Genomic DNA, 22,066 nt, shown 5'->3' with positions numbered 1-22,066 from the left:
GATCGGGGAGTGCTACACGTAATGTTCTAGCTGGTGGAGCCTAGGAGAATCGAACTCCTAACCCCCGCCTTGCAAAGGCGGTGCTCTGCCAATTGAGCTAAGGCCCCGGGTGCCGGGTCTCCCCGGCCGGATTGGCGATCAGAAGCTAGCGAAGATCGGGTGCCGTGGTGGCCTCGTGCCAGAGGGCCCGCTCATCGTTGGCGTCCTTCACCTTCTTGGCGATGAAGGCGGCTGCGCCGATGACGCTGACCACGATCAGGAGCTTCTTCCACATAAAGATCCACCTCAACAGCGTCTTGCCGGGCGGGGTGAGTGGGGCTAGATGGAATCGAACCATCGACCTCAGAGTTATCAGCTCTGCGCTCTAACCGACTGAGCTATAGCCCCGTTGCAGCGACAACGAACCTTACCGCACTTGGCGGGCGGTCCTCAAATCGGTATCGCCTCGCCACGCCGCACGCCCTCCACCAGGCACGATTGTGGCCGGGACGCTGAGCGTCCCGGCCACAGTCAACGAAGGTCAGTCCCGCTCTGCGAGGGTGACTTCGATCCCGCCGACCAGGTCGGCACAGACGTTGTAGATGAACGCGGAGAGCGTGGCGAGCGCGGTGAAGAGCACCACGTTGACCGCACCGATCAGCGCTGACGTGCCGATGACACCACCGGCGGTGATCTGGAAGCCACCGTTGGCGTTCGTGCCGCCACCCGACTGGATCAGCTCGCCGAGGCTGCCGTTGATCGAGTCGAAGACGTGCATCGCGTCGAGCGCCAGGTAGAGCACGGCGGTCGCCACGATGATCACGAGGAACAGGACCAGCGACACGGCGAACGAGAACTTCATCACCGACCACGGGTCGATCCGCTTGAGGGCGAGCCGCGCGCGTCGGGGGCCACGCGAGGCAGCCGAAGTGACGTTGGAGCGCGCTGCCCGGACGGCCTCCGTGACTCGCGCCGCGCCGAGCTGGCCGGCTGCCGTGACGGACTTCAGGGCGGACTTGCCACCCGTCGCCGTCTCGGAACCTGCGACCGAGCCGGTGCGGCTGGTCGAGGTCACCTCGCCATCCGGCTCCGGCGGCGCGATGCCGGGAGGTCGGCTGAACGTGGTCGAGCTCGACTCGGCCAACACCTGTGACGGGGACTCGGCCTCAGTCGAGGTCGAGGCGCCACTCGGGCTGGCTGACGTGGTGGTGCTCTCGGCGGGGACTGTTGCACGGCCGACTGCCGCCCGGCCGGTCGCGGAAGCACCGCTGACGGTGCCCTCCTCCTCGACCGGGTTCGCCGGGGTCCCCGCGGCCCCCGACATCGCCTGTGTCTCCGTCATCCACTAGTCCTGTTCGTCCGGCTCGTCTGCATTGCGTGCAATTGCGACGAGAGTTACGCCCTCTGGGAGGTCCATGAGCTTGACACCCATTGTGTTCCGATCTCGCGTGCGACGTACAGGCTTCACCGGAGTTCGTATGACGCCGCCGTTGCTGGTGATGGCGAAGAGCTCATCCTCTGGGCTGATAACGACCGCACCGACCAACGCGCCACGGCGTTCCGTGATCTTCGCGGTCAATACGCCCTTACCACCCCGACCCTGCACAGGATATTCGTCGATCGGCGTCCGCTTGGCATAACCGCCGTTCGTGGCGACCAAAACGTCCATATCTCCGATCACGACCTCCATGGCGAGGAGCTCGTCGCCGTCGCCGAACCGCATGCCGATCACGCCCGACGTGGCCCGGCCCATGGGCCGCAGTGCCTCGTCGGTCGCGTTGAAGCGGATCGCCTGAGCGTGCTTGCTGACGAGGAGCAGATCGTTCTCCGAGGAGATCAGAGCTGCACCCACCAGCTCATCATCGTCCTTCAGGTTGATGGCGATGATGCCACCCGTCCGGTTGGAGTCGAAGTCCGTCAGAGCCGTCTTCTTCACCAGACCGGACTTCGTCGCCAGCACCAGGTATGGGGCCACCTGGTAGTTCTGGATCTCGATCACCTGGGCGATCTGCTCGTCCGGCTGGAAGGCGAGCAGGTTGGCGACGTGCTGGCCCTTGGCGACGCGAGACGCCTCCGGCAACTCGTACGCCTTGGCACGGTAGACCCGGCCCTTGTTGGTGAAGAAGAGGATCCAGTCGTGCGTCGAGCAGACGAAGAAGTGGCTGACGATGTCGTCCTGGCGCAGCGAGGCACCGGAGACGCCCTTGCCGCCGCGCTTCTGCGAGCGGTAAAGGTCAGCTTTTGTCCGTTTGGCGTACCCGGTGCGGGTGATCGTGACAACCACGTCCTCACGGGCGATGAGGTCCTCCATGGAGACCTCGCCGTCGAACGGGATGATCTTGGTACGACGCTCGTCGCCCCACTTGTTGCTGATCTCGGTGAGCTCCTCGGAGACGATCTGCCGCTGCCGCTCGGGCTTGGCGAGGATGTCCTTGAGGTCGGCGATCTCCAGCTCGATCTTGGCGAGCTCGTCGATGATCTTCTGACGCTCCAGCGCGGCGAGGCGCCGCAGCTGCATGTCGAGGATCGCCGTCGACTGGATCTCGTCGATCTCCAGGAGCTGCATCAGGCCCTGGCGCGCCTCGTCGACCGTGGGCGACCGCCGGATCAGGGCGATGACCTCGTCGAGCAGGTCCAGCGCCTTGACGAGACCGCGCAGGATGTGGGCGCGCTCCTCGGCCTTGCGCAGCCGGAAGGCCGTCCGCCGGGTGATGACCTCGATCTGGTGCACCACGTAGTGGCGGATGAACTGCGCGATGTTGAGCGTGCGCGGAACCCCGTCGACCAGGGCCAGCATGTTGGCGCCGAAGGTCTCCTGGAGCTGGGTGTGCTTGTAGAGGTTGTTCAGCACGACCTTGGCGACCGCGTCGCGCTTCAGGACCAGGACGATGCGCATGCCGGTACGCCCGGAGGACTCATCACGGATGTCGGCGATCCCGACGAGCTTGCCCTCCTTGATCAGGTCGGCGATGCGCTCGGCGAGGTTGTCGGGGTTGACCTGGTAGGGCAGCTCCGACACGACGAGGCAGGCGCGACCGCGCTTGTCCTCCTCGACGTCGACGACCGCCCGCATCCGGATCGAACCGCGGCCGGTCCGGTAGGCCTCCTCGATCGCCTGGAGCCCGACGATCATTCCCCTGGTCGGGAAGTCCGGGCCCTTGATGATCGTCAGGACGTGATCGAGGGTCTCGGCCTCGTCGGCCTCCGGGTTCGCCAGCGACCACTGGACGGCGGCGCAGACCTCGCGCAGGTTGTGCGGCGGGATCTTGGTCGCCATGCCGACCGCGATACCCTCGGAGCCGTTGACCAGCAGGTTCGGGAAGCGGGCCGGCAGGATCGTCGGCTCCTGGTTACGGCCGTCATAGTTCGGCTGCATGTCGACGGTGTCCTCGTCGATGTCACGCAGGAGCTCCATGGCGAGCGGGAAGAGCCGGCACTCCGTGTAACGCATGGCGGCGGCGGGGTCGTTGCCCGCGGAGCCGAAGTTGCCGTTGCCGTCGATCAGCGGGTAGCGCAGCGACCACGGCTGGGCCATGCGGACCATCGCGTCGTAGATCGAGGAGTCACCGTGCGGGTGGTAGTTGCCCATGACCTCGCCGACGACACGGGCGCACTTGAAGTAGCCGCGGTCGGGACGGAAGCCGCCGTCGTACATGGCGTAGAGGATCTTGCGGTGCACGGGCTTCAGGCCGTCCCGGACATCCGGGAGCGCCCGGCCCACGATCACGCTCATGGCGTAGTCGAGGTACGACCGCTGCATCTCCACTTCGAGACCCACCGGCACGACCCGGCCGCCGGCCCCGTGGTCCTCAATACCGAGCACCGGCTCGCCGTCGATGGGCGCCGGTGTATCGGAGTTCTCCTCGAACGGAGTCTCAGTCACGTTTCTTAGTCCTCAGGTTAAAAGATGAACGTCGGCGAACGGGTCAGATGTCCAGGAAGCGCACGTCTTTGGCGTTGCGCTGGATGAACGACCGCCGAGCTTCGACGTCCTCGCCCATCAATACGCTGAACAACTCGTCCGCGGTTGCAGCATCATCGAGAGTTACTTGGCGAAGCGTCCGGGTGCCGGGGTCCATCGTCGTCTCCCACAGCTCCGGGTAGTTCATCTCGCCCAGACCCTTGAACCGCTGGATGTCGTCCGGCTTGGCGTTGGCCTTCTTCTCCTGGCGCAGCGCGATGAGGCCATCACGCTCGCGGTCGGAGTAGGCGTACTGGAAGTCGTCGCCCTTCTTGTTCCACTTGATCTTGAACAGGGGCGGCGCGGCCAGGTAGATGTGACCGAGCTCCACGAGCGGCCGCATGAAGCGGAAGAGCAGCGTGAGCAGCAGGGTCTGGATGTGCTGGCCGTCGACGTCGGCGTCGGCCATCAGCACCACCTTGTGGTAGCGCAGCTTCTCGATGTCGAACTCGTCGTGAATGCCGGTGCCCAGGGCGGTGATCAGCGCCTGGACCTCGTTGTTCTTGAGCACGCGGTCGATGCGGGCCTTCTCGACGTTGAGAATCTTGCCGCGGATCGGCAGGATCGCCTGCACCCGGGGGTCACGACCCTGCTTCGCCGAACCACCGGCGGAGTCACCCTCGACGATGAAGAGCTCACTGACCCGGGGATCGGTCGACTGGCAGTCGGCGAGCTTGCCCGGCATCGAACCGGACTCCAGCAGCGACTTGCGGCGGGCCAGCTTGCGAGCCTGAGCAGCGGCGATGCGCGCCCGGGCCGCCTGGGAGGCCTTCGTGATGATGGTCCGCGCCTCGGCCGGGTTGCGCTCCAGCCAGTCCGCCAGCCACTCGTTGGCGACCTTCTGCACGAAACCCTTGACCTCGGTGTTACCGAGCTTGGTCTTGGTCTGACCCTCGAACTGCGGGTTGGAGAGCTTCACCGAGACGATCGCGGCGAGCCCCTCCCGGATGTCCTCGCCCGAGAGCTTCTCGTCACCCTTGAGGATCTTCTTGTCGCTGCCGTATTTGTTGACGATCGTCGTCAGCGCCGCACGGAAGCCTTCCTCGTGCGTACCACCCTCGTGGGTGTTGATCGTGTTGGCGAACGTGTAGACCGACTCGCCGTAGGACTCGTTCCACTGCATCGCCACCTCGAGGGACATGCCCTCGCCGTCGGCCATAAACTCGACCACGGACTTGTGGATCGGGCTCTTGGTCTGGTTGAGGTGACGGACGAAGTCCGAGATGCCGTTCTTGTAGCAGAAGGTGACGTCGCGGACCTCCTCGCCGCGCTCGTCGCGCAGCTGGATGGTGAGGCCCCGGTTGAGGAACGCCATCTCCTGGATCCGCCGGTAGATCGTCTCGAAGACGAACTCGGTGGTCTCGAAGATCGTCGGGTCCGGCCAGAACGTCACGGTCGTGCCGGTCAGGTTGGTCGGCTCGCCCTTGGTCAGGTCGGCGACGGCCTTCGTGTTGGCGAACGACTGGAACCAGTGGAAGCCGGCCTTGCGGACCTCGATCTCGACGCGCGTGGAGAGGGCGTTGACCACGGAGATGCCGACGCCGTGCAGACCGCCGGAGACCGCGTAGGCCTTGCCTTCGAACTTGCCGCCGGCGTGCAGCTGGGTGAGGGCCACCTCGACGCCGGACTTCTTGAGCTTGGGGTGGATGTCGACCGGGATGCCACGACCGTTGTCGACGACCCGCACGCCGCCATCAGCGAGGATGGAGACCTCGATGGTGTCGCAGAACCCGGCGAGCGCCTCGTCGACCGAGTTGTCGACCACTTCCCACACGAGGTGGTGCAGACCCCGCTCGCCCGTCGAGCCGATATACATGCCCGGCCGCTTGCGCACCGCCTCCAGACCCTCGAGGGCTACTAGGGAGGATGCGGTGTAGTTGTCCTGGGGTTGTTTCGCGCTCACGCGTCGTCCCTCTCTTGTCCCGCTCGTACGTCTTAGGCCTTCGGCCCGTCGACATCCTACTTGGTTGGACCGACAAGCACGCGTCCACACCACCGTGCGGGCACCTGACAGCCCCGTAGGGCCTCAAAATCGCCCGGCCGCAACTCCCCCCACGCACGAACACCTGTGACCCGGTCGCGATGAGGCGTCAGAGAAGACTCTGCCCGTCCGGGGGTCGCGCGTTGTCGGCCTTATGCCGTAGTTTCCTGCCGTTCGCGCAAAACTTGCGCAGGGCTCTACGAAAGGGCTGTGAGATGGGGCTGGACAACGTCGCCGTGCAGTGGCCGGCGACCGGCCGGTTCTATGACCCGGTCGCCCCGGCCGAGTTCGTCGACTTCGCCGAGATCGCCGAGACGGCCGCCACCGCGGCACCGACGGCGGCGCTCGCGGGGCACATCGCACGGACCGGCACGGTGCGCGCCACCGCCTACACCGAGCTGGTGGACCTGCTCCTCGGCCTCGGCGGTGTCCTCTATGCGACAGAAGCCGCGGCGGAGGACGAGGACCCGGTCATCGACCCGGACACCTGTGCCTGGATCGCCGGCGGGCTGGAGAAGTTCGTGGCGGGTCATGCCCCCCACGGCGAGACCGTCACGTTCGAGACGGTCGCGGCGGTCCTGAAGTCCGCCCTGAGCGGAGCACGCCTCGCCGAGCAGCAGCTCAACTGGCTTGACGGTCGGCTCACCTCGCTCCTCGACGAGGAGGGCGGCACGCCGCAGTGGAGCTTTCCGCTCTCCGAGCTGTCGGTGCTGGCCAGCTTCTACCGCCGCTGCGCCGACAAGGGCTTCGCCGTCTACGCAGAGTTTTAGGCACCGCCTCCGGCGGTGCGGCGGCTTCGCTCAGCCGACCAGGCGCCGCACATACCGACCGGGCTCTCCTCAGCCATAGGTGTCGCCGGGGCCGTTTCCCTTCACCCGGAGCGGCCCACGGGACCACGACGGCGCAGCCGGGCCGTGGATTCTCAGCTTGATCACGACGTTGTGGCCGACCTCGGCGGCGATGCTCTTGATGATCCGACCGGAGAGCATGCGGAGCTGCGTCGCCCAGGCCGTCGACTCGGCCTCCACGGTCAGCTCCTTCTCCTCCAGCTTGATCGGGCGGCAGTGCGCCGCGATGTCCGGCCCGACCACCTTCTCCCAGGCGCCGAAGACCCGGCCCTCGGCCGCGGGCTGCTGCCAGCCCCGCGACTTCAGCAGCTTGGCGAGAACATCGCCGAAGAGCGCCGGGTCGCGGGGGTCGGGGCCAGCGCCGCTATAGCCGCGCGGTCGGAAGTCCTTCTTGTCGGGGGTACGCCGACCCGCCGCCAGCCTGCGCTTCTGAGCTGCGTCCAGGACGGCGCGAGCGAGCTCCGGGCCCTTGACATTGGCGGGCAAGGGCTCAGGTGTCGACTTCTCAGCGCTCGTCACGCAGCACCTCTCCGGGGCGGACGGAATACCAGGATCCACCGAGTGACGGCGGCACGTCCGCACCGACCGCGCAGGTGACCAGCACCTGGGCGGCGTCGCCGACGAGACCGGCGAGCCGCTCCCGCCGACCGGTGTCGAGCTCGGCGAAGACATCGTCGAGCACCAGGATCGGCTCGATTCCGTCGGCTCGGAGCAGGTCATAGGCGGCGAGCCGCAGCGCGAGGGCGAACGACCAGGACTCGCCGTGGCTCGCGTAGCCCTTGACCGGCAGCTCGCCCAGGCCGAAAGCGAGGTCGTCGCGGTGCGGGCCGACCAGGGTGACTCCCCGCTCGACCTCGGACTTGCGGGCCTCGGCGAGCGCGGCGAGCAGTGCCTCGCGCGTCGGCTCCGCCACCGTCCCCTTATAGGTCAGGTGAGCACTCCCCTTGCCCTCGGCGACCGCGTCGTAGGACTTGGCGAGGTGGGGTGCGAGCGCGGCGACGAGGGCGAGCCGGCCCTGCAGCAGCTCGGCGCCGTAATCGGCGAGGTGGTGATCCCAGACGTCGAGCGTGGAGAGGTCACCGGCCGCCTTGGCGACCTTGCGCGACAGGTAGGCGGTCCGCAGCAGGGCATTGCGCTGCTTGAGGACGCGCTCGTAGTCGGCACGCACCCCGGCGAACCGGGGCTGGCGCTGGATCAGCAGGTCGTCGAGGTAACGGCGACGCTCGGCGGGGTCGCCCCGGACGAGGGAGAGGTCCTCGGGTGCGAAGAGCACGAGCCGCAGCGCGCCGAGGATGTCGCGGGCCCGGCGGACCGGGGAGCGGCCGAGGCGCGCTCGGTTGGCCTTGCCGGGGACGATCTCGAGCTCGACCATCAGCTCGCGATGGTCGTGGACGATGGCGCACCGGATCACCCCGGTCGCCGCACCCGACCGGACCAGGGGCGCGTCGTTGGAGACGCGGTGACTCGCGAGGGTGGCGACGTAGCCCAGCGCCTCGACGAGATTGGTCTTGCCGACGCCGTTGGGTCCGACCAGGATGTTGGCCCCCGGCTGGAGATCGACGCCAACGCTCGCGTAGGAGCGGATGTCGACGAGCTCCAGCCGGCGAACGTACATGTCAGGACTTGTGGATGGCGTGGCCGCCGAACTGGTTGCGCAGGGCGGCGATCGCCTTCATCGCGGGCGAGTCCTCCTGGCGCGACTCGAACCGGGCGAAGAGCGAGGCCGAGATGACGTGCATCGGCACCGCCAGGCGGATCGCCTCCTCGACGGTCCAGCGGCCCTCGCCCGTGTCGTCGGCGTAACCGCGCAGGCTGGCGAGGGTGGGGTCCTCGTCGAGAGCCCGGTCGAGCAGGTCGAGCAGCCAGGACCGGACGACCGTGCCCTCACGCCACGACTTGAAGACCCCGGGCACGTCCTTGACGAACTCGGACTTCTCCAGCAGCTCGTAGCCCTCGGCGTAGGCGTGCATGAGTCCGTATTCAATACCGTTGTGGACCATCTTGGCGTAGTGACCGGCACCGACGCCGCCCGCGTGCACGAAGCCGAACTCGCCCTCGGGCTTGAGCGACTCGAAGATCGGCATCGCCTGGGCGACGTGCTCGTCGGCACCGCCGACCATCAGCGCGTAGCCGTTCTGCTTGCCCCAGACGCCGCCCGAGACACCCGCGTCGACGTAGCCGATGCCGAGGGCACCGAGCCGCTCGGCCCGGGGACCGTCGTCGGAGAAGCGGGAGTTGCCGCCGTCGATGACCACGTCACCGGCGCTGAGCAGCGGCGCGAGCTGGTCGATCGTCGCCTCGGTGACGCCCGCCGGGACCATCACCCAGACCACGCGCGGCGCGGACAGCTTGCCGATGAGGTCGTCCAGGCTGGTCGCGTCCGAGATCTCTGGGTTCTGGTCGAAGCCGACGACCTCGTGACCGGCCTCGCGCAGCCGGTCGCGCATGTTGCCGCCCATCTTGCCGAGGCCGATGAGTCCGAGTTGCATTTTTACCTCGCAGGGGAGTGGATATCGTCCCGGTCCCGATCAGGCTATCGCTGACGCTCTAGCGCCCCACCCGGATCGGCATGATCAGGTAGCGGTAGCCGGTGATGACCTCGCCGTCATCGCCGGCCGGCATGAGCACCGCAGGCTTGAACGGATCGGTGAATCCGAACAGCGCGTTGGGGGCTCCGAGAGCGCCGAGCCCGTCGATCAGATACTGCGGGTTGAAGGCGATGGTGAGCGGCTCGCCGGTGAAGGTGGCCTCCATCGCCTCGCTCGCCCGAGCCTCCTCGGTGCCGCCGGCCTCGACGACGAGGCCGTCCTCGCTGAAGCTCAGCCGGATCGGGGTCGCCTTCTCGGCGACGAGGGAGACACGCTTGACGACCTCGGCGAGCGCCGAGACCGGCACCTTCGCCTCGGCGTTGAAGCTCGCCGGGAAGAGCGAGCGCACCGGCGGGTAGGACTGCCCGTCGAGCAGGCGGCTCGTGGTGTGGCGGGTGCCGGCCGCGAAGCCGATCATGCCTTCGCCCGCGCCACCGGTCGCCATCGCGACGGTGACCTCTCCGCCGAGCGGGCCGAGCGTCTTGGCGGTGTCGGCAAGCGTGCGGGCTGGCACCAGCGCCGTCGTGTTGATCTCGGGGTCGCGCGGCGACCACTTGATCTCGCGGACGGCGAGCCGGTAGCGGTCGGTGGCGAGCAGGGCGATCGTGTCGCCGGTCAGCTCGAGCCGGACACCGGTCATCATCGGCAGGGTCTCGTCGCGACCGGCGGCGATAGCGACCTGGGCGACGGCCGAGGCGAAAACCGACGCCTCGACGGTGCCGGCGCTGGCGGGCAGGTCGGGCAGGGTCGGGTAGTCCTCGACGGGCATCGTCGGCAGGGTGAACCGGGCACTGCCACAGACGAGCTCGAGATGCGCACCGACGGCGGCGATCTCGACCGGCTTGGCCGGGAGCGCCTTGGTGATCTCGGCGAGCAGACGACCGGAGACGAGCGAGGCACCGTCGGCGTCAGCCTCGACAGTCACCTCGACCCGGCTCGACACCTCGTAGTCGAAGCCCGACACGTGCAGCCGGCCATCGGCGACGCGCAACAGCACACCGGCGAGGACGGGGACGGACGGGCGACTGGGCAGGCTCTTCGCGGTCCAAGCGACAGCATCGGCAAGCGCGTCGCGCTCCACACGGAACTTCATGCCAGGCCTCCGGGGATCGGTCTCGGGCTTCATCTGACTGACTAACGGCTGACTGCCTCGTCGAGGGTGGCCAGGCCGAGGTGAATTCTCCACGATTGCCTTCGACTCACCGACGGCAACGATATGGCGCCCCTCCGACAGGCTCCTCGGCGCCCCCTGGGGTGTCGACCAACCGGGACGTCCACAACTTCCACAACCCCGAAGATTTGATTTTTACCTTCTTAGAGATAACTAACGTCGTAGTAATAGGGGTTGTGGATACTGGGGATAACTCTCGTATTTGCTGCTCAGGACACCTGCACCCCGGTGGACAACCGGTGGATAACCCGGTGGATAACTGAGGCACTTATCCACAAGGCGCGCTCTGTGCACAGGGATGACCGGTTTCCCACAGGCTGTCCACAGGATATCCACCGGGGTTACCCCCAGGGCTGGGGATAACCGGGGTACCTCTGCCCACAGGCATATCCACAGATCTTGGAGGTCTATCCACAGATCATGAGCAGTTGTCCACAGTAAATCCACAGGGCATTTTCTTTGTCCACACTCGTCCACAGGCAATCCACAGGCGTTATCCCCAGATCGTGGATAACTCGGTGTGGTCCACAGCGGACCGACCCACTAGATGTAGCGCGGGCGACCCTCGTCAGATCTGCTTGATCCGGTTGGTCAGCTCGGCGATCTGGTTGTAGAGCGAGCGTCGCTCCGCCATCTGCTGGCGAATCTTGCGATCCGCGTGCATCACCGTCGTGTGGTCACGACCGCCGAAGGCCTGCCCGATGCGGGGCAGCGACAGGTCTGTCAGCTCACGGCACAGGTACATGGCGACCTGGCGGGCGTTGACGAGCACGCGGGAGCGGGAGTGTCCACGCAGGTCCTCCAGGCTCACGCCGAAGTAGTCCGCAGTGGACACCATGATCTGGTCGGCGGTGATCTCCGGTGCCGCGTCGGCCGGGATGAAGTCGCGCAGCACCTCCTCGGCGATCGCGAGGCTCACCGAGGACCGCGACAGCGACGCGTACGCCGTGACGCGGATCAGGGCGCCCTCAAGCTCCCGGATCGAGCTGGAGATCCGCGACGCGATGAACTCCAGCACCTCCGGCGGCGCGAAGAGGCGCTCCTGGGCGGCCTTCTTCTGGAGGATCGCGATCCGCGTCTCCAGGTCCGGCGGCTGGATGTCGGCGAGCAGGCCCCACTCGAAGCGGGTCCGCAGCCGGTCCTCCAAAGTGGAGAGCTGCTTCGGCGACCGGTCCGAGGTGATGACGATCTGCTTGTTGGCGTTGTGGAGGGTATTAAAGGTGTGGAAGAACTCCTCCTGCGTCCGCTCGCGGTTCTCCAGGAACTGGATGTCGTCGATCAGCAGGATGTCGACATCGCGGTAGCGGCGCTGGAACGCGTTGGTCTTGTCGTCGCGCAGGGAGTTGATGAAGTCGTTGGTGAACTCTTCGGTGGAGACATAGCGAACGCCGCGCGCGTTGCCGAGCTGCTGGGCGTAGTGGCCGATGGCGTGGAGCAGGTGGGTCTTGCCCAGCCCGGAGTCGCCGTAGATGAAGAGGGGGTTGTAGGCCTTCGCGGGCGATTCGGCGACCGCCACGGAGGCGGCGTGCGCGAACCGGTTGGACGAGCCGATGACGAAGGTCTCGAACATGTATTTCGGGTTGAGCTTGTTGCCGCCCGAGGCGTCGGCCGGCGCCGGACCGCGCCGATCGCCGTTGAGCGGGCTGGTACGCGGGTCCACCGGCTCGCGTACCCGGCCGGGGCCGCTCTCGGGGCCGGACTCGACGACCGCCTCGTGCTCCCGGCGGTTGTCCTGGGTCGGCACGGCGAAGAGGGCGTTCTCCCCCTCGGCGGCCGGGGTGATCGGCGCGTGCTGGTGACCCGGGTGCTGCTGGTGCGGCGAGGGCTGCCGGTGCTGGACCGGATATCCGCCGACCGCCATCGGGGCCGGCTCGTGCCGGGGCTCCTCGACGAGCTGCGCCTGCTGTGCCACGCCGTAGGCGTTATATGGCACGCGCGCCGTCCCGTCGTCGGGCGGCCGGACGGTGACGGCGACCTGGATCGGGCGGCCGAGCATCCGGGAGAGGGTGTCGGTGATCGCCGGGCGGAGCCGCAGCTCGATCGTGTCCCGGGTGAAGGCATCGGGCACCGAGAGGAGCGCGGTGTCCTCGACGATCGCGCGAAGCCGGGCCAACCGCAGGTAGGCGCGCTGTTGTGGGGAGACGATCTGATCGGTCAGTTCGTCGATCGCGGCCTCCCAGACCGCTCCGAGGTCTCCCACTGTCCGCCCCCAACCATGGTTACCCCTGCAACGTGATGAGGGTTCTCCACAGGTTATCCACAAGGGCAGCCTGCTGTCGCCCCGGGTCTCCCGAGGCCAACTCCACGGTTACCAGGAGATACGCAGTCAAGGGGTCCGGTCGGATTTTGGCTGGAATCTATGCTGCGTGTACCCTGGACAGGTTGCTGCGCCAGTGTCGGCTCCCCACGTGGGTGCTACGGTGGCCGCGAAGCTTAATTGAACGTAGGAGCCCCACGTGACCAAGCGCACCTTCCAGCCGAACAACCGCCGGCGCGCGAAGACCCACGGCTTCCGGCTGCGTATGCGCACCCGTGCAGGCCGCGCCGTTCTCTCCAGCCGTCGGTCCAAGGGCCGCGCCCGCCTGGCGGCCTGACGCACCTCGGAGGTCCGATGCTGCCGGCAGGCAACAGACTGCGGCGCAGCAGTGACTTCGCCGCCGTGATCCGCGGCGGTCGGCGCGTGGGTCGGGGCACCCTTGTGGTGCACGCGACGTTCCCACTCGCCACAGGCGTTGAAAGCTTGACCGAACAGCCCGGGAGTGTGGCACTCCCGGGCTGTTCGGCGTCTCCTCCGGCCACTTCCAGTGCCGGATTTGTCGTCTCCAAGGCCGTCGGCGGTGCCGTGGTGCGTAACACGGTCAAACGTCGGCTGCGCCATCTCGTCGCCACAAGACTCGACTCCCTCCCCATCGGCACCACGATCGTGGTGCGCGCGCTGCCCGCAGCGGCGCTGGCGGCGTACTCCCAACTGGAGCTGGACCTCGACGCGGCGCTCGCGGCAGCGCAGCGCCCGCGCAAGTCCGACCGGGCCGCGCGATGAAGACGCTGCCCAAGGTGGCGCGACCTGCGACACTCGCCGGGCGCGTGCTGGCGGTGCCGGTCATCGCGTACCGTCGTTGGGTGAGCCCCGCTATTCCGGCTCGCTGTCGGTTCTACCCTTCCTGCAGCGCCTACGCGTTGGAGGCAATCTCGCGGCACGGCGCGGCGAAGGGTGCCTGGCTGGCGATCCGGCGCATCGGGCGCTGTCACCCTTTCCACCCCGGTGGGTATGACCCGGTGCCGCCCTCGGCGCGCCACCACGACGAGACGACTGGAGCACTCCCCTAATGTTCGACGTGATTTATTGGGCTGTCTCCTGGGTCATGCTCAGGTGGCATGACCTGTTTGACGCCATCGGGCTAACGGGCACCTGGCTGCAGACCAACTGGGACTGGATTCTCTCGATCGTCTTCCTCGTGCTCACGGTGCGGGCGATCCTCTTCCCGCTCTTCGTGAAGCAGATCCGCTCGCAGCGTGCGATGCAGGCTCTGCAGCCGCAGCTCAAGGAGCTGCAGACGAAGCACAAGGGCGACCGCGAGACGCTCCAGAAAGAGATGATGGAGCTCTACAAGCGGGAGAAGGCCAACCCGCTCATGGGCTGCCTTCCGCTGCTGCTCCAGATGCCGGTCTTCCTGGGTGTCTTCCACGTCATCAAGCGGCTCGGCACGGGCACGATCGACAAGGCGCTCTACGGCTGGACCCCCGCGCAGTACGACAGCGCCGCAGCGGCCAAGCTCTTCGGTGTCTCGATCGGTGCGACGTTCCGTGACGGCGGCGCCGCCGCGGTGCTCTGCGGCATCCTCGGCGTCATCATGATCGCGACGACCTACATGACCAGCCGCCAGATGATCCTCAAGACCGGCTGGGCCGAGGACCCGCAGCAGCGGATGATGCAGAAGCTGATGCTCTACGGCATCCCGGCAACTCTGATCATCTCGGCAGTCGCGTTCCCCCTCGGTTTGATCATCTACTGGACCACGACGAACCTCTTCTCGATGGGCCAGCAGTTCTGGGTGCTGAAGAAGTACCCGCCGCCGCTGGCGAACGGCAAGAAGGCCGACCCGAAGAAGGTCGACCCGAAGAAGGCAGACGCCAAGGACAGTGTCGCCGAGACCGAGGCGAAGGTGCTCGGCCCCAAGGTCGGCGCGAAGCCGGTCAACCCGAAGAAGGGCGGCCAGAAGCCGAAGGTCGGCTGAGGTCGCGCTGCCCACGAGCCACGCATTAACTACGACGAAAGACCTTCATCGTGACCGATACGAACACCGACAGCCTGGCTACCGAGGAGCTGCAGACCGTTCCTCGCGAGAGGGCTGCAGCCAGCGATGCCGACCTGTTCGAGCAGAGTGAGATCGCCGCGGACTACATCGAGGGCCTGCTCGACATCCTCGACATCGATGGCGATATCGACGAGATGGTGTCGGCGGGTAGGCCCATGGTCGAGGTGGTCGGCGAGCGGCTCAACTCGCTCGTCGGCCAGCGCGGAGCGACCCTCGAGGCGCTCCAGGAGCTGACCCGCCTCGCCATCTTCCGGCAGACCGGCGAGCCGAGCCGGCTCCTGCTCGATGTCGGCGGCTACCGCGCCGACCGGCGCAAGGAGCTCGTCGCGCTCGCCAAGACCACGGTCGACAAGGTTCGTCAGAGCGGTGAGCCGCTGAAGCTGGAGCCGATGTCCGCGTTCGAACGCAAGTGCGTGCACGATGTCGTCACCGCCAGCGACGGCGTGGAGAGCGAGTCGGAGGGCGTCGAGCCGAATCGCCGAATCGTCGTCCGCCCGGCATGAGCGAGTCACACGGCCCCGCCTCCCTGGACGCAGCGGACGGCGGGGCCTTCGCTTGCCCGCCGTCGATGGTCGAGGCCGCCACGCAGATCTTCGGGTCGCGGATGTCACTCGCCTCGCGCTACGCGGAGCTCCTCGTCACGGACGGGGTGGTACGCGGACTCATCGGCCCCCGCGAGGCGCCACGGATCTGGGACCGGCACATCGTGAACTGTGGTGTCGTGAGTTCGCTGCTCACGGCACGCGAAACGATCGTGGATGTCGGGTCCGGGGCCGGACTGCCGGGTATCGTGCTCGCAGTGGCTCGACCCGACATTTCCGTCATTCTGGTTGAGCCGCTGGCGCGACGTACGTCCTTTCTCGTCGAGGCCGTCGCCATCCTGGAGCTGAAGAACGTCACCGTCCAACGAGGACGGGCCGAGGAGATGGTCGGCAAACTGCCGCCCGCCGACGTGGTGACCGCCCGCGCGGTCGCACCCTTGGATCGGCTCGCCGGATGGTGCCTGCCCCTGGCGAGGATCGGTGGCCGGATGCTGGCGCTCAAGGGTTCCTCGGCCGCCGAGGAGATCATCGAGCACCAGTCGACGGTCACCCGGCTCGGCGGTGGACCCGCCACCCTGCACCACTGCGGTGTCGGGCTGATCGATCCGCCGACGACCGTGGTCGAGGTCGAGTGCATCGCGCCGGCACGGTCCAAGCGCGGGGGCGCCAGTAGACGGAGGTAGCCCCGGCACAGAGTGTCAGGGGAACTTGTAGTGCAAGACACACCGCCGCCGAGAGCACCCGCCCTCGGCGGCTTCGTCGTTGTGGCCCCGGCGCAGGCCGTAGTGCGCAGGCCAGTCCCGCAGCTGATCTTCTCAGCTCCCCCGGACGGCCCTCATATACCAGCCCGTGCGGTGGACCCAACTGGCCTGAATCGCGCGGGAGCCGTAGGCTTGCCCGGCGTCGCTTGTGCGAGTCAGGACCTTGCGCGCCTCTCCGGCCGGTCCCGCGACGCTGTCGAGTCATCCAGCAGGGGCAGGGATGTGGCGGTGCAAGACAACAATGTTTCACGTGAAACATCGGTTCCGCAGCCTCGGACGCCGGCTTTTCTGGCGCCCGAATACGATGGTCAGCGGCTGACTGCTATGCCATACCGAAGCGCTGATGCAGGTCCCGGGGTCACCGGGTACCAGCCGGTGAAGAGCACCCCGGTGCCCGTACCGACGCAGGAGAACGCGCCACGAGGCGCGACCGGCTACACGCCGGCGACCGCAGACCCGACACCGCCCCGACCAGCTCCTTCCCCGCGGCCGCATCACCCGGTCGCGCATGTCGAGACCGAGGAAAACATGGCGAACGCGTACGTTGCACATGACGCTGCGGCTGCCGTGCCGCGTGACGATGACCCCCCGTTGGCGATGGAGGCGATGCGTGCGGTGCAGATCTTGAACCCCACTGGCGAGATCCTCATGCCGCGCCCGACCCGTCCGCGTGTCATGTGCGTCGCGAACCAGAAGGGCGGCGTCGGCAAGACGACGACCACGGTGAACCTCGCCGTGGCGCTCGCCCTGCATGGAAACCGCGTGCTCGTGATCGACCTGGACCCGCAGGGCAACGCCTCCACCGGTCTCAGCGTCCCGCACCACGCCGGCATCCCCGACGTCTACGACTGCCTCATCGAGAACGTGCCGATGGTCGAGGTCGCCCAGGCCGTCGAGGGCATTCCGAACCTGCACTGCGTTCCGGCCACCATCGACCTCGCCGGTGCCGAGATCGAGCTCGTCTCCGTGGTCGCCCGCGAGTCCCGGCTCGGCCGGGCCATCGCCGCCTACCCGCACGAGTTCGACTACGTCTTCATCGACTGCCCGCCGTCGCTCGGCCTGCTCACGGTCAACGCGCTCTGCGCCGCGCAGGAGGTGCTGATCCCGATCCAGTGCGAGTACTACGCGCTGGAGGGGCTCAACCAGCTCCTCAACAACATCAACCTGGTGAAGGCGCACCTCAACCCCACGCTTGAGGTCTCCACCATCCTGCTCACCATGTACGACCGGCGTACGCGCCTGGCCGACGCCGTCGAGCAGGACGTCCGCAACCACTTCGGCGAGAAGGTGCTCACCTCCGTGATCCCCCGCAACGTCCGGGTCTCCGAGGCGCCGAGCTATGGCCAATCGGTCATGACCTACGATCCGGGTTCGCGCGGTGCGACCAGTTACTTCGAGGCCGCACAGGAAATCGCCGAGCGCGGCGCCAAGATCGGAGTTGCGGCATGAAGCAGAAGCCCAGAGGCGGCCTTGGTCGTGGCCTCGGTGCACTGATCCCGACCGGGCCCGCACCGGGCAGCGTCGACACCATTGAGGAGGCGCCGCTCAGCCGCGCCAACATCGCCGCTCCCCCGACGGCCGAGGTCTCGACCGATGCGAGCGAGCCGGCGGTTCCCTTCGCGGCTGTCGTACCGGCGCAGGCGGTTCCCGCCGCGCCGAGCGTCGAGCTCGCTCCGGTCCCGGGTGCTCGGTTCGCCGAGATCCCGGTCGACTCGATCGTGCCGAACCCGAAGCAGCCCCGGCAGGTCTTCGACGACGAGCAGCTGGAGGAGCTGAAGGTCTCCATCCAGGAGGTCGGCTTCCTGCAGCCCATCGTCGTACGCGACCTCGGCGGCGACAAGTTCGAACTCGTCATGGGTGAGCGGCGCTGGCGGGCCGCCCAGGCGGTCGGCAAGGAGTTCATCCCGGCGATCATCCGGGACACCAAGGATGACGCCATGCTGCGCGACGCGCTGCTGGAGAACATCCACCGCGCGCAGCTGAACCCCCTCGAAGAAGCCGCCGCCTATCAGCAGCTGCTGGAGGAGTTCGGCGCCACGCACGAGGAGCTGGCCCGGAAGATCGGGCGCAGCCGTCCGCAGATCTCCAACACGATTCGACTGCTGAACCTGCCGGCTCCCGTGCAGCGTCGGGTGGCGGCCGGCGTACTCAGCGCCGGACATGCCCGCGCACTCCTCGGCCTGGACGACTCCGCGAAGCAGGAGGAGCTCGCCACCCGTATCGTTGCGGAAGGGCTCTCGGTGCGCGCGACCGAGGAGCTCGTGACTCTCTCGGCTAGCGACGAGTCCCCCAGCAAGTCCGCGCCGAAGCGGCGAGCGAAGCCGCACGCGCCCGCGCTGGCGGACCTGGCCGACCGGCTGGCGGATCGATTCGACACGCGAGTGAAGGTCGACATCGGTCGGAGCAAGGGAAAGATCACCATAGAGTTCGCGACGGTCGACGACCTGGAGCGGATCGTGGGGATCATCGGTGTGGACAAGCAACAGCAGTAGCCACCGGCATTCCGGGCCGCCCCTCCTTGCGGAGGGGCGGCCTTTTTTGATCTCCGATGTTTCACGTGAAACTTGGCGGTTCCGCGGGGGCATGGGGCCGCCGTGAATGCTCTCGGCCGACTTTCGCTCGCGGATCGGGGTTGGACGCGTGTTTCACGTGAAACATCGTCGTGGATTGGCCTGTCTGAGGGCTGGATGGCATTTGAGGGGTCTAGCGGGGCGCTGGGGCGTGGTTGGTGGAGATGGTGCACTGGGTGACCCCTGTGGCGGGGTTGATGGCGGGTAGCTGTCCTATCGGGCGGGTTGATGGCGTCTGGCGACGCTTCTTCGACAGGTTGGCGTTGGGGTTCGTCGGATCGGTCAGCGGATGATCGCTGCCCGCGGCGGTGTGGAGGGTTGCTGTCTGGGCCCGATGAGTAGGAGATGCGTGACGATGTCATCGGGCCTGCCCTGGCCGGTCTTGCGGCCACGGCACGTTGCGTGCGGAAGCTAGGAGACCGCGGTGAGGCTTGGGGCTGTCGCGCGTGGGTAGCCGTGGGGCGGCGGGCGGCTTGGTGCCCCGGTGCGCGGGTGGGACTGTCATCGGCTCTTCGAGAGGTCTGGCCCTGTCCTCCGGTCTGGAGCCAGAGTTTGCGCCTGAGGCGATTCGGCTCGGCTCAGCCAGATGGCCCTGGCTTGGCGTCGATGCAAGGTGCCTTGGGCGTTCGAGCTCGACTCGCAGTTGGGGTTTGGCGGTCTGCTCTCCTGTGTCGTTGTGGACTGGAAGCGGTGGTCCGGCTTAGCGGGCGGGTGCGGGTTCATGCCGTGCCTGTCTGGATTGCTTGCGCATCTGACGCTGATTCAGCGGATTCGCTAGGGCCTTCGGACGCTCGTCGTGGCCTGACGCTTGGGGTGCAGATCTGCCTCTGCCACTCCCCTGCGGTTCGCTTCGCTACCGAGCTTGCGGCGCCCCGAGCGATGCGTCCTGCGTTCCAGTGCACGGGGAGGCGTGGGTAAGCCGGAACGAATATTCCAGGCGTTCGACGTTGGCGTTGCCTCGGCGACCCGCCTCCCGTCCCGCCTTCGACGTACTCGGCCAATGCGCTGTCGACCGCGTTAACCGGTGGGTGGGGGTGGGCTGCCGCGATCCCATTCATTGCTGTGTGAGCACTGACTGCGTGGATGGGTGTGGGTGCTTGGGTGTGCCGGCAGCAATCTGGGGCTTCACAGAGAAGGGCCGTTGTGTGCCTGCCAGCTTCGAATTTCTTCGGGCGGTCGACGGCGTCGTCGGGTGTGGTCGTGGAGCGCTTGTCGACGTTGAGCGCCTCGCCAATCCTGGGGTGAAGATGCGCTACGGGACCGCTCAGCAGCGCGGGTCGATGCGGTGCCGCTAAATCCCCAGCGCCGCGATTGTGGGTGAGGAGTTCTTGCTACCGAACTTGGGAGGCGCGGGATTCGTAGGTGCGGTGCCATGGGCTCGGCTATCGTGTCGTGGCTCGTGGCTCGTGGCTCGTGGCTCGTGGCTCGTGGCTCGTGGCTCGTGGCTCGTGGCTCGTGGCTAGCGGTGCCTGTGCCTTCCGCAGCCGGTCAGCAGAGCACCACCAACTTGCCGGTCAAGCAGAGCACCTCTAACTTCGGCTTGAGTGGACCGAAGGGTGTCCCGCAGCTCGACAACTCCCCCGACGTTCGTCGCCGATTCCGAACGGTCGAGACTTACTGGAAGGTCGCGCCCAACTGGCCGGTGGACACTCACCCCACCCCGGATGACCGTCTTGGCCCCGGTCCTCCGATCCCCCGTCCACCGCCTTGATAGTCCGCCGCTCTCGGTCCACCGCCTTGCTTGTCCGCCGCATCGCTGCGCTTCGCCGCCGGGACCAGCCCGCTGCTGCCTTCCGCTGGCTCTACCGCGCTGATCGCCTCTGGCTCTATCGCGCTGATCGCCATTCTCGAGTTTCGGGTCCGCAGATCCTCGGTCTGCGGACCCGCAGGACGCAGCTGCCGCCGTTGGTGACGATCCCGGCCCGCCCGCCGACGGCAGCCCAGTTTGGGGCTGAGCGGTCCGGGTGGGTGTAGCCGCACTGGCCGGCTCTGGAGATCGGCCCTCGGCGGTAGGGAGGAGTCCGAGCCTGACGGTAGGTGCGGTCGGTCGCGTGTACCCCGTCGACCCCCAGACGGCGGAGGCCGACCCTTGGCGGTACTTGGTTCTACGATCCGTTGTCGGCTTGGCGTTATGCGCAATGTGGGTAATGAACCCCCTCGACCCTCCAATCGAGGGAACCTCCGGATGCTTAGATTTCGGAGCGTCAAAGCTCAGCGGGCCGCAGGCTCGAGAGCGGTCGGCGGCCTTCGGTTCGCCCTGCATTCCGTGCGATCCGGACTTCGTGCGATCGGGGCCAGGCGCCGACGCCGTGGGCTTCGTATGGCAATGCCTACGACGACCGGCACTCGTGCGATCTCGCGGCACCGTCTCCCACGACGATCGCGTTGTGCTGCGGCACACCGGCGATCGAGGCCGTGCCGTCGATGTTGGGGCGGCCGGACAGCCTCCGACCACTTTGGTTCGCTGCCGCTCACGGTTATCCCGGCACATGCACCTGGCGCGAGAGGCAGACGGTGCCCATCTGATAGCCGCGGTGTCGCTCCTGAGCCGCGGGAGCGGGATACCGCCAAGGGCTAGAGTGTCCGTCCTATTGGTGCCGGCGGAGTTGCTCGTCGCCTTGTGTCCAAAGGCGCACACGGCGGCACCGTGTGCTTTGCCAGCCGCCAATTCACGGTCGCGCCAAGGCTCTAGCTTCATGGATCTTGGATTGTTTCACGTGAAACAGCGAAGATCATCGGGTGCTGTCGGCCCGACGTGGGGGCTCGATTCGTCTCCGACTCGGGAGACCTTGATGAAAGAGTCTGGCACCGGCCGCGGTTGAGGCGATAGCGGCGGCGGTCGCGGCGATTGATATGACCGCAGGACTGGCGAGGCTGAGTTGGTGACGCTGGCGTGGCGGATCTAAGCGCGCGACCGACTTCCGTCGAGCACTTGGGTGGCCGCTCTCTGCTTCGACTGCGGACGGCGTGAGCTTCTCCAGACTGCCCGGGCGATCCTCGCGCTCTATCGAGTGACGATCTGTGTGCCGATGCGTGAGTCGATGCCGTCCGGGTACCGAGGAGTCGCCATCGCCATCAACCTCGAGAGCGAAGAGGATGCGGATGGGGCCGTCGTGACTGCGGCCGCTGCGGGTGCCACTGTGCCCAAGGATCCGCAGCCGATGGAGTCGGGTGGCTACTCCGGATACTTTGCGTATCCGGGCGGGCACGCCGGAGAAGTCGCGCACAATCCGTCCTGTCCGATCGGCGAGGACGGGCGCCCGCAATTTCGTTGAGGCCCATGCGGTGTCCGTGGTTGTCGACATTGCTGATAGCGGACCGGTGTCCGAAGCGGTTGAAGTCCGAGTGC

Annotated in this window: 19 protein-coding genes and 2 tRNA genes; 10 read left to right on the top strand and 11 right to left on the bottom strand. The window is 67.1% G+C overall.

Annotated elements, in window-relative coordinates; all coding sequences use genetic code 11:
• Positions 1–31 precede the first annotated feature (31 nt).
• The 6 genes from F4553_RS21915 to gyrB form a co-directional block, all read right to left on the bottom strand.
• Positions 32–107, bottom strand: a tRNA-Ala gene (locus tag F4553_RS21915).
• A 38-nt stretch (positions 108–145) separates the two neighbouring features.
• Positions 146–274, bottom strand: a complete 129-nt coding sequence (locus F4553_RS40205; protein ID WP_221469969.1) for a DLW-39 family protein — start codon at positions 272–274, stop codon at positions 146–148.
• A gap of 39 nt (positions 275–313) precedes the next feature.
• Positions 314–387, bottom strand: a tRNA-Ile gene (locus tag F4553_RS21910).
• Positions 388–520: 133 nt separating this feature from the next.
• Positions 521–1,321 carry a DUF3566 domain-containing protein gene (locus tag F4553_RS21905; protein WP_184838815.1) on the bottom strand — a complete coding sequence of 267 codons (801 nt, stop codon included), beginning with the start codon at positions 1,319–1,321 and terminating at the stop codon, positions 521–523.
• 3 nt (positions 1,322–1,324) lie between these two features.
• Positions 1,325–3,862 carry a DNA gyrase subunit A gene (gyrA, locus tag F4553_RS21900; protein WP_376776239.1) on the bottom strand — a complete coding sequence of 846 codons (2,538 nt, stop codon included), beginning with the start codon at positions 3,860–3,862 and terminating at the stop codon, positions 1,325–1,327.
• Between the two features lie 43 nt (positions 3,863–3,905).
• Positions 3,906–5,843: a DNA topoisomerase (ATP-hydrolyzing) subunit B gene (gene gyrB, locus F4553_RS21895; RefSeq protein ID WP_184838813.1), complete on the bottom strand. Its 1,938-nt coding sequence runs from the start codon at positions 5,841–5,843 to the stop codon at positions 3,906–3,908.
• Between the two features lie 293 nt (positions 5,844–6,136).
• On the opposite strand from gyrB, the gene F4553_RS21890 reads away from it, so the two are divergent.
• Positions 6,137–6,691, top strand: coding sequence for a hypothetical protein (locus F4553_RS21890; RefSeq protein ID WP_184838811.1), 555 nt, complete (start codon positions 6,137–6,139; stop codon positions 6,689–6,691).
• A 69-nt stretch (positions 6,692–6,760) separates the two neighbouring features.
• On the opposite strand, the gene F4553_RS21885 is transcribed toward F4553_RS21890, so the two are convergent.
• From F4553_RS21885 to dnaA, 5 genes are all read right to left on the bottom strand, one after another.
• Positions 6,761–7,288, bottom strand: coding sequence for a DciA family protein (locus F4553_RS21885; RefSeq protein ID WP_184838809.1), 528 nt, complete (start codon positions 7,286–7,288; stop codon positions 6,761–6,763).
• Positions 7,275–8,384, bottom strand: a complete 1,110-nt coding sequence (recF, locus tag F4553_RS21880) for a DNA replication/repair protein RecF (protein WP_184838807.1) — start codon at positions 8,382–8,384, stop codon at positions 7,275–7,277. The genes F4553_RS21885 and recF overlap by 14 nt, the downstream gene beginning before the upstream one ends.
• A gap of 1 nt (position 8,385) precedes the next feature.
• A complete protein-coding gene (gnd, locus tag F4553_RS21875; protein WP_184838805.1) occupies positions 8,386–9,258 on the bottom strand; it encodes a phosphogluconate dehydrogenase (NAD(+)-dependent, decarboxylating) in 873 nt (290 codons plus the stop codon).
• A gap of 58 nt (positions 9,259–9,316) precedes the next feature.
• On the bottom strand, positions 9,317–10,450 hold the full coding sequence (dnaN, locus tag F4553_RS21870) for a DNA polymerase III subunit beta (RefSeq protein WP_184838803.1): 1,134 nt from the start codon (positions 10,448–10,450) through the stop codon (positions 9,317–9,319).
• Positions 10,451–11,096: 646 nt separating this feature from the next.
• Positions 11,097–12,728 carry a chromosomal replication initiator protein DnaA gene (gene dnaA, locus F4553_RS21865; RefSeq protein WP_184838801.1) on the bottom strand — a complete coding sequence of 544 codons (1,632 nt, stop codon included), beginning with the start codon at positions 12,726–12,728 and terminating at the stop codon, positions 11,097–11,099.
• A gap of 256 nt (positions 12,729–12,984) precedes the next feature.
• On the opposite strand from dnaA, the gene rpmH reads away from it, so the two are divergent.
• From rpmH to F4553_RS21820, 9 genes are all read left to right on the top strand, one after another.
• Positions 12,985–13,122 (top strand): 50S ribosomal protein L34, encoded by a 138-nt coding sequence (gene rpmH / locus F4553_RS21860; RefSeq protein ID WP_184838799.1) that lies wholly within the window; start codon positions 12,985–12,987, stop codon positions 13,120–13,122.
• A 17-nt stretch (positions 13,123–13,139) separates the two neighbouring features.
• Positions 13,140–13,568, top strand: coding sequence for a ribonuclease P protein component (gene rnpA / locus F4553_RS21855; RefSeq protein ID WP_184838797.1), 429 nt, complete (start codon positions 13,140–13,142; stop codon positions 13,566–13,568).
• Positions 13,565–13,855: a membrane protein insertion efficiency factor YidD gene (gene yidD / locus F4553_RS21850; RefSeq protein ID WP_184838795.1), complete on the top strand. Its 291-nt coding sequence runs from the start codon at positions 13,565–13,567 to the stop codon at positions 13,853–13,855. Before rnpA ends, yidD begins: the two co-directional genes overlap by 4 nt.
• The gene (gene yidC / locus F4553_RS21845) at positions 13,855–14,763 is read left to right on the top strand and encodes a membrane protein insertase YidC (RefSeq protein WP_184838793.1); all 909 of its coding nucleotides are present in this window, start codon (positions 13,855–13,857) and stop codon (positions 14,761–14,763) included. The genes yidD and yidC overlap by 1 nt, the downstream gene beginning before the upstream one ends.
• A 74-nt stretch (positions 14,764–14,837) precedes the next feature.
• A complete protein-coding gene (locus F4553_RS21840) occupies positions 14,838–15,347 on the top strand; it encodes a Jag family protein (RefSeq protein ID WP_221470363.1) in 510 nt (169 codons plus the stop codon).
• Complete coding sequence (gene rsmG, locus F4553_RS21835) at positions 15,344–16,069, top strand: 16S rRNA (guanine(527)-N(7))-methyltransferase RsmG (RefSeq protein WP_184838791.1); 726 nt, start codon at positions 15,344–15,346, stop codon at positions 16,067–16,069. Before F4553_RS21840 ends, rsmG begins: the two co-directional genes overlap by 4 nt.
• Before the next feature lie 402 nt (positions 16,070–16,471).
• Positions 16,472–17,596: a ParA family protein gene (locus F4553_RS21830; RefSeq protein ID WP_376776238.1), complete on the top strand. Its 1,125-nt coding sequence runs from the start codon at positions 16,472–16,474 to the stop codon at positions 17,594–17,596.
• Positions 17,593–18,639, top strand: coding sequence for a ParB/RepB/Spo0J family partition protein (locus F4553_RS21825; RefSeq protein ID WP_184838789.1), 1,047 nt, complete (start codon positions 17,593–17,595; stop codon positions 18,637–18,639). The genes F4553_RS21830 and F4553_RS21825 overlap by 4 nt, the downstream gene beginning before the upstream one ends.
• A 3,014-nt stretch (positions 18,640–21,653) precedes the next feature.
• Entirely contained in the window at positions 21,654–21,992 is a 339-nt protein-coding gene (locus F4553_RS21820) for a VOC family protein (protein ID WP_184838787.1), read from the top strand.
• Positions 21,993–22,066: the final 74 nt, after the last annotated feature.

The sequence above is a fragment of the Allocatelliglobosispora scoriae genome, assembly GCF_014204945.1.
Classification (GTDB): domain Bacteria; phylum Actinomycetota; class Actinomycetes; order Mycobacteriales; family Micromonosporaceae; genus Allocatelliglobosispora; species Allocatelliglobosispora scoriae.
This window is presented reverse-complemented; position numbering and strand designations above follow the sequence as displayed.

Bases quoted from the DNA above. Each gene is read 5' to 3' on its own strand.
- F4553_RS40205 (WP_221469969.1), bottom strand. From the start codon at position 274: ATGTGGAAGAAGCTCCTGATCGTGGTCAGCGTCATCGGCGCAGCCGCC.
- F4553_RS21905 (WP_184838815.1), bottom strand. From the start codon at position 1,321: ATGACGGAGACACAGGCGATGTCGGGGGCCGCGGGGACCCCGGCGAAC.
- F4553_RS21890 (WP_184838811.1), top strand. From the start codon at position 6,137: ATGGGGCTGGACAACGTCGCCGTGCAGTGGCCGGCGACCGGCCGGTTC.
- recF (WP_184838807.1), bottom strand. From the start codon at position 8,384: ATGTACGTTCGCCGGCTGGAGCTCGTCGACATCCGCTCCTACGCGAGC.
- gnd (WP_184838805.1), bottom strand. From the start codon at position 9,258: ATGCAACTCGGACTCATCGGCCTCGGCAAGATGGGCGGCAACATGCGC.
- dnaN (WP_184838803.1), bottom strand. From the start codon at position 10,450: ATGAAGTTCCGTGTGGAGCGCGACGCGCTTGCCGATGCTGTCGCTTGG.
- rnpA (WP_184838797.1), top strand. From the start codon at position 13,140: ATGCTGCCGGCAGGCAACAGACTGCGGCGCAGCAGTGACTTCGCCGCC.
- yidD (WP_184838795.1), top strand. From the start codon at position 13,565: ATGAAGACGCTGCCCAAGGTGGCGCGACCTGCGACACTCGCCGGGCGC.
- yidC (WP_184838793.1), top strand. From the start codon at position 13,855: ATGTTCGACGTGATTTATTGGGCTGTCTCCTGGGTCATGCTCAGGTGG.
- rsmG (WP_184838791.1), top strand. From the start codon at position 15,344: ATGAGCGAGTCACACGGCCCCGCCTCCCTGGACGCAGCGGACGGCGGG.
- F4553_RS21830 (WP_376776238.1), top strand. From the start codon at position 16,472: ATGCCATACCGAAGCGCTGATGCAGGTCCCGGGGTCACCGGGTACCAG.
- F4553_RS21825 (WP_184838789.1), top strand. From the start codon at position 17,593: ATGAAGCAGAAGCCCAGAGGCGGCCTTGGTCGTGGCCTCGGTGCACTG.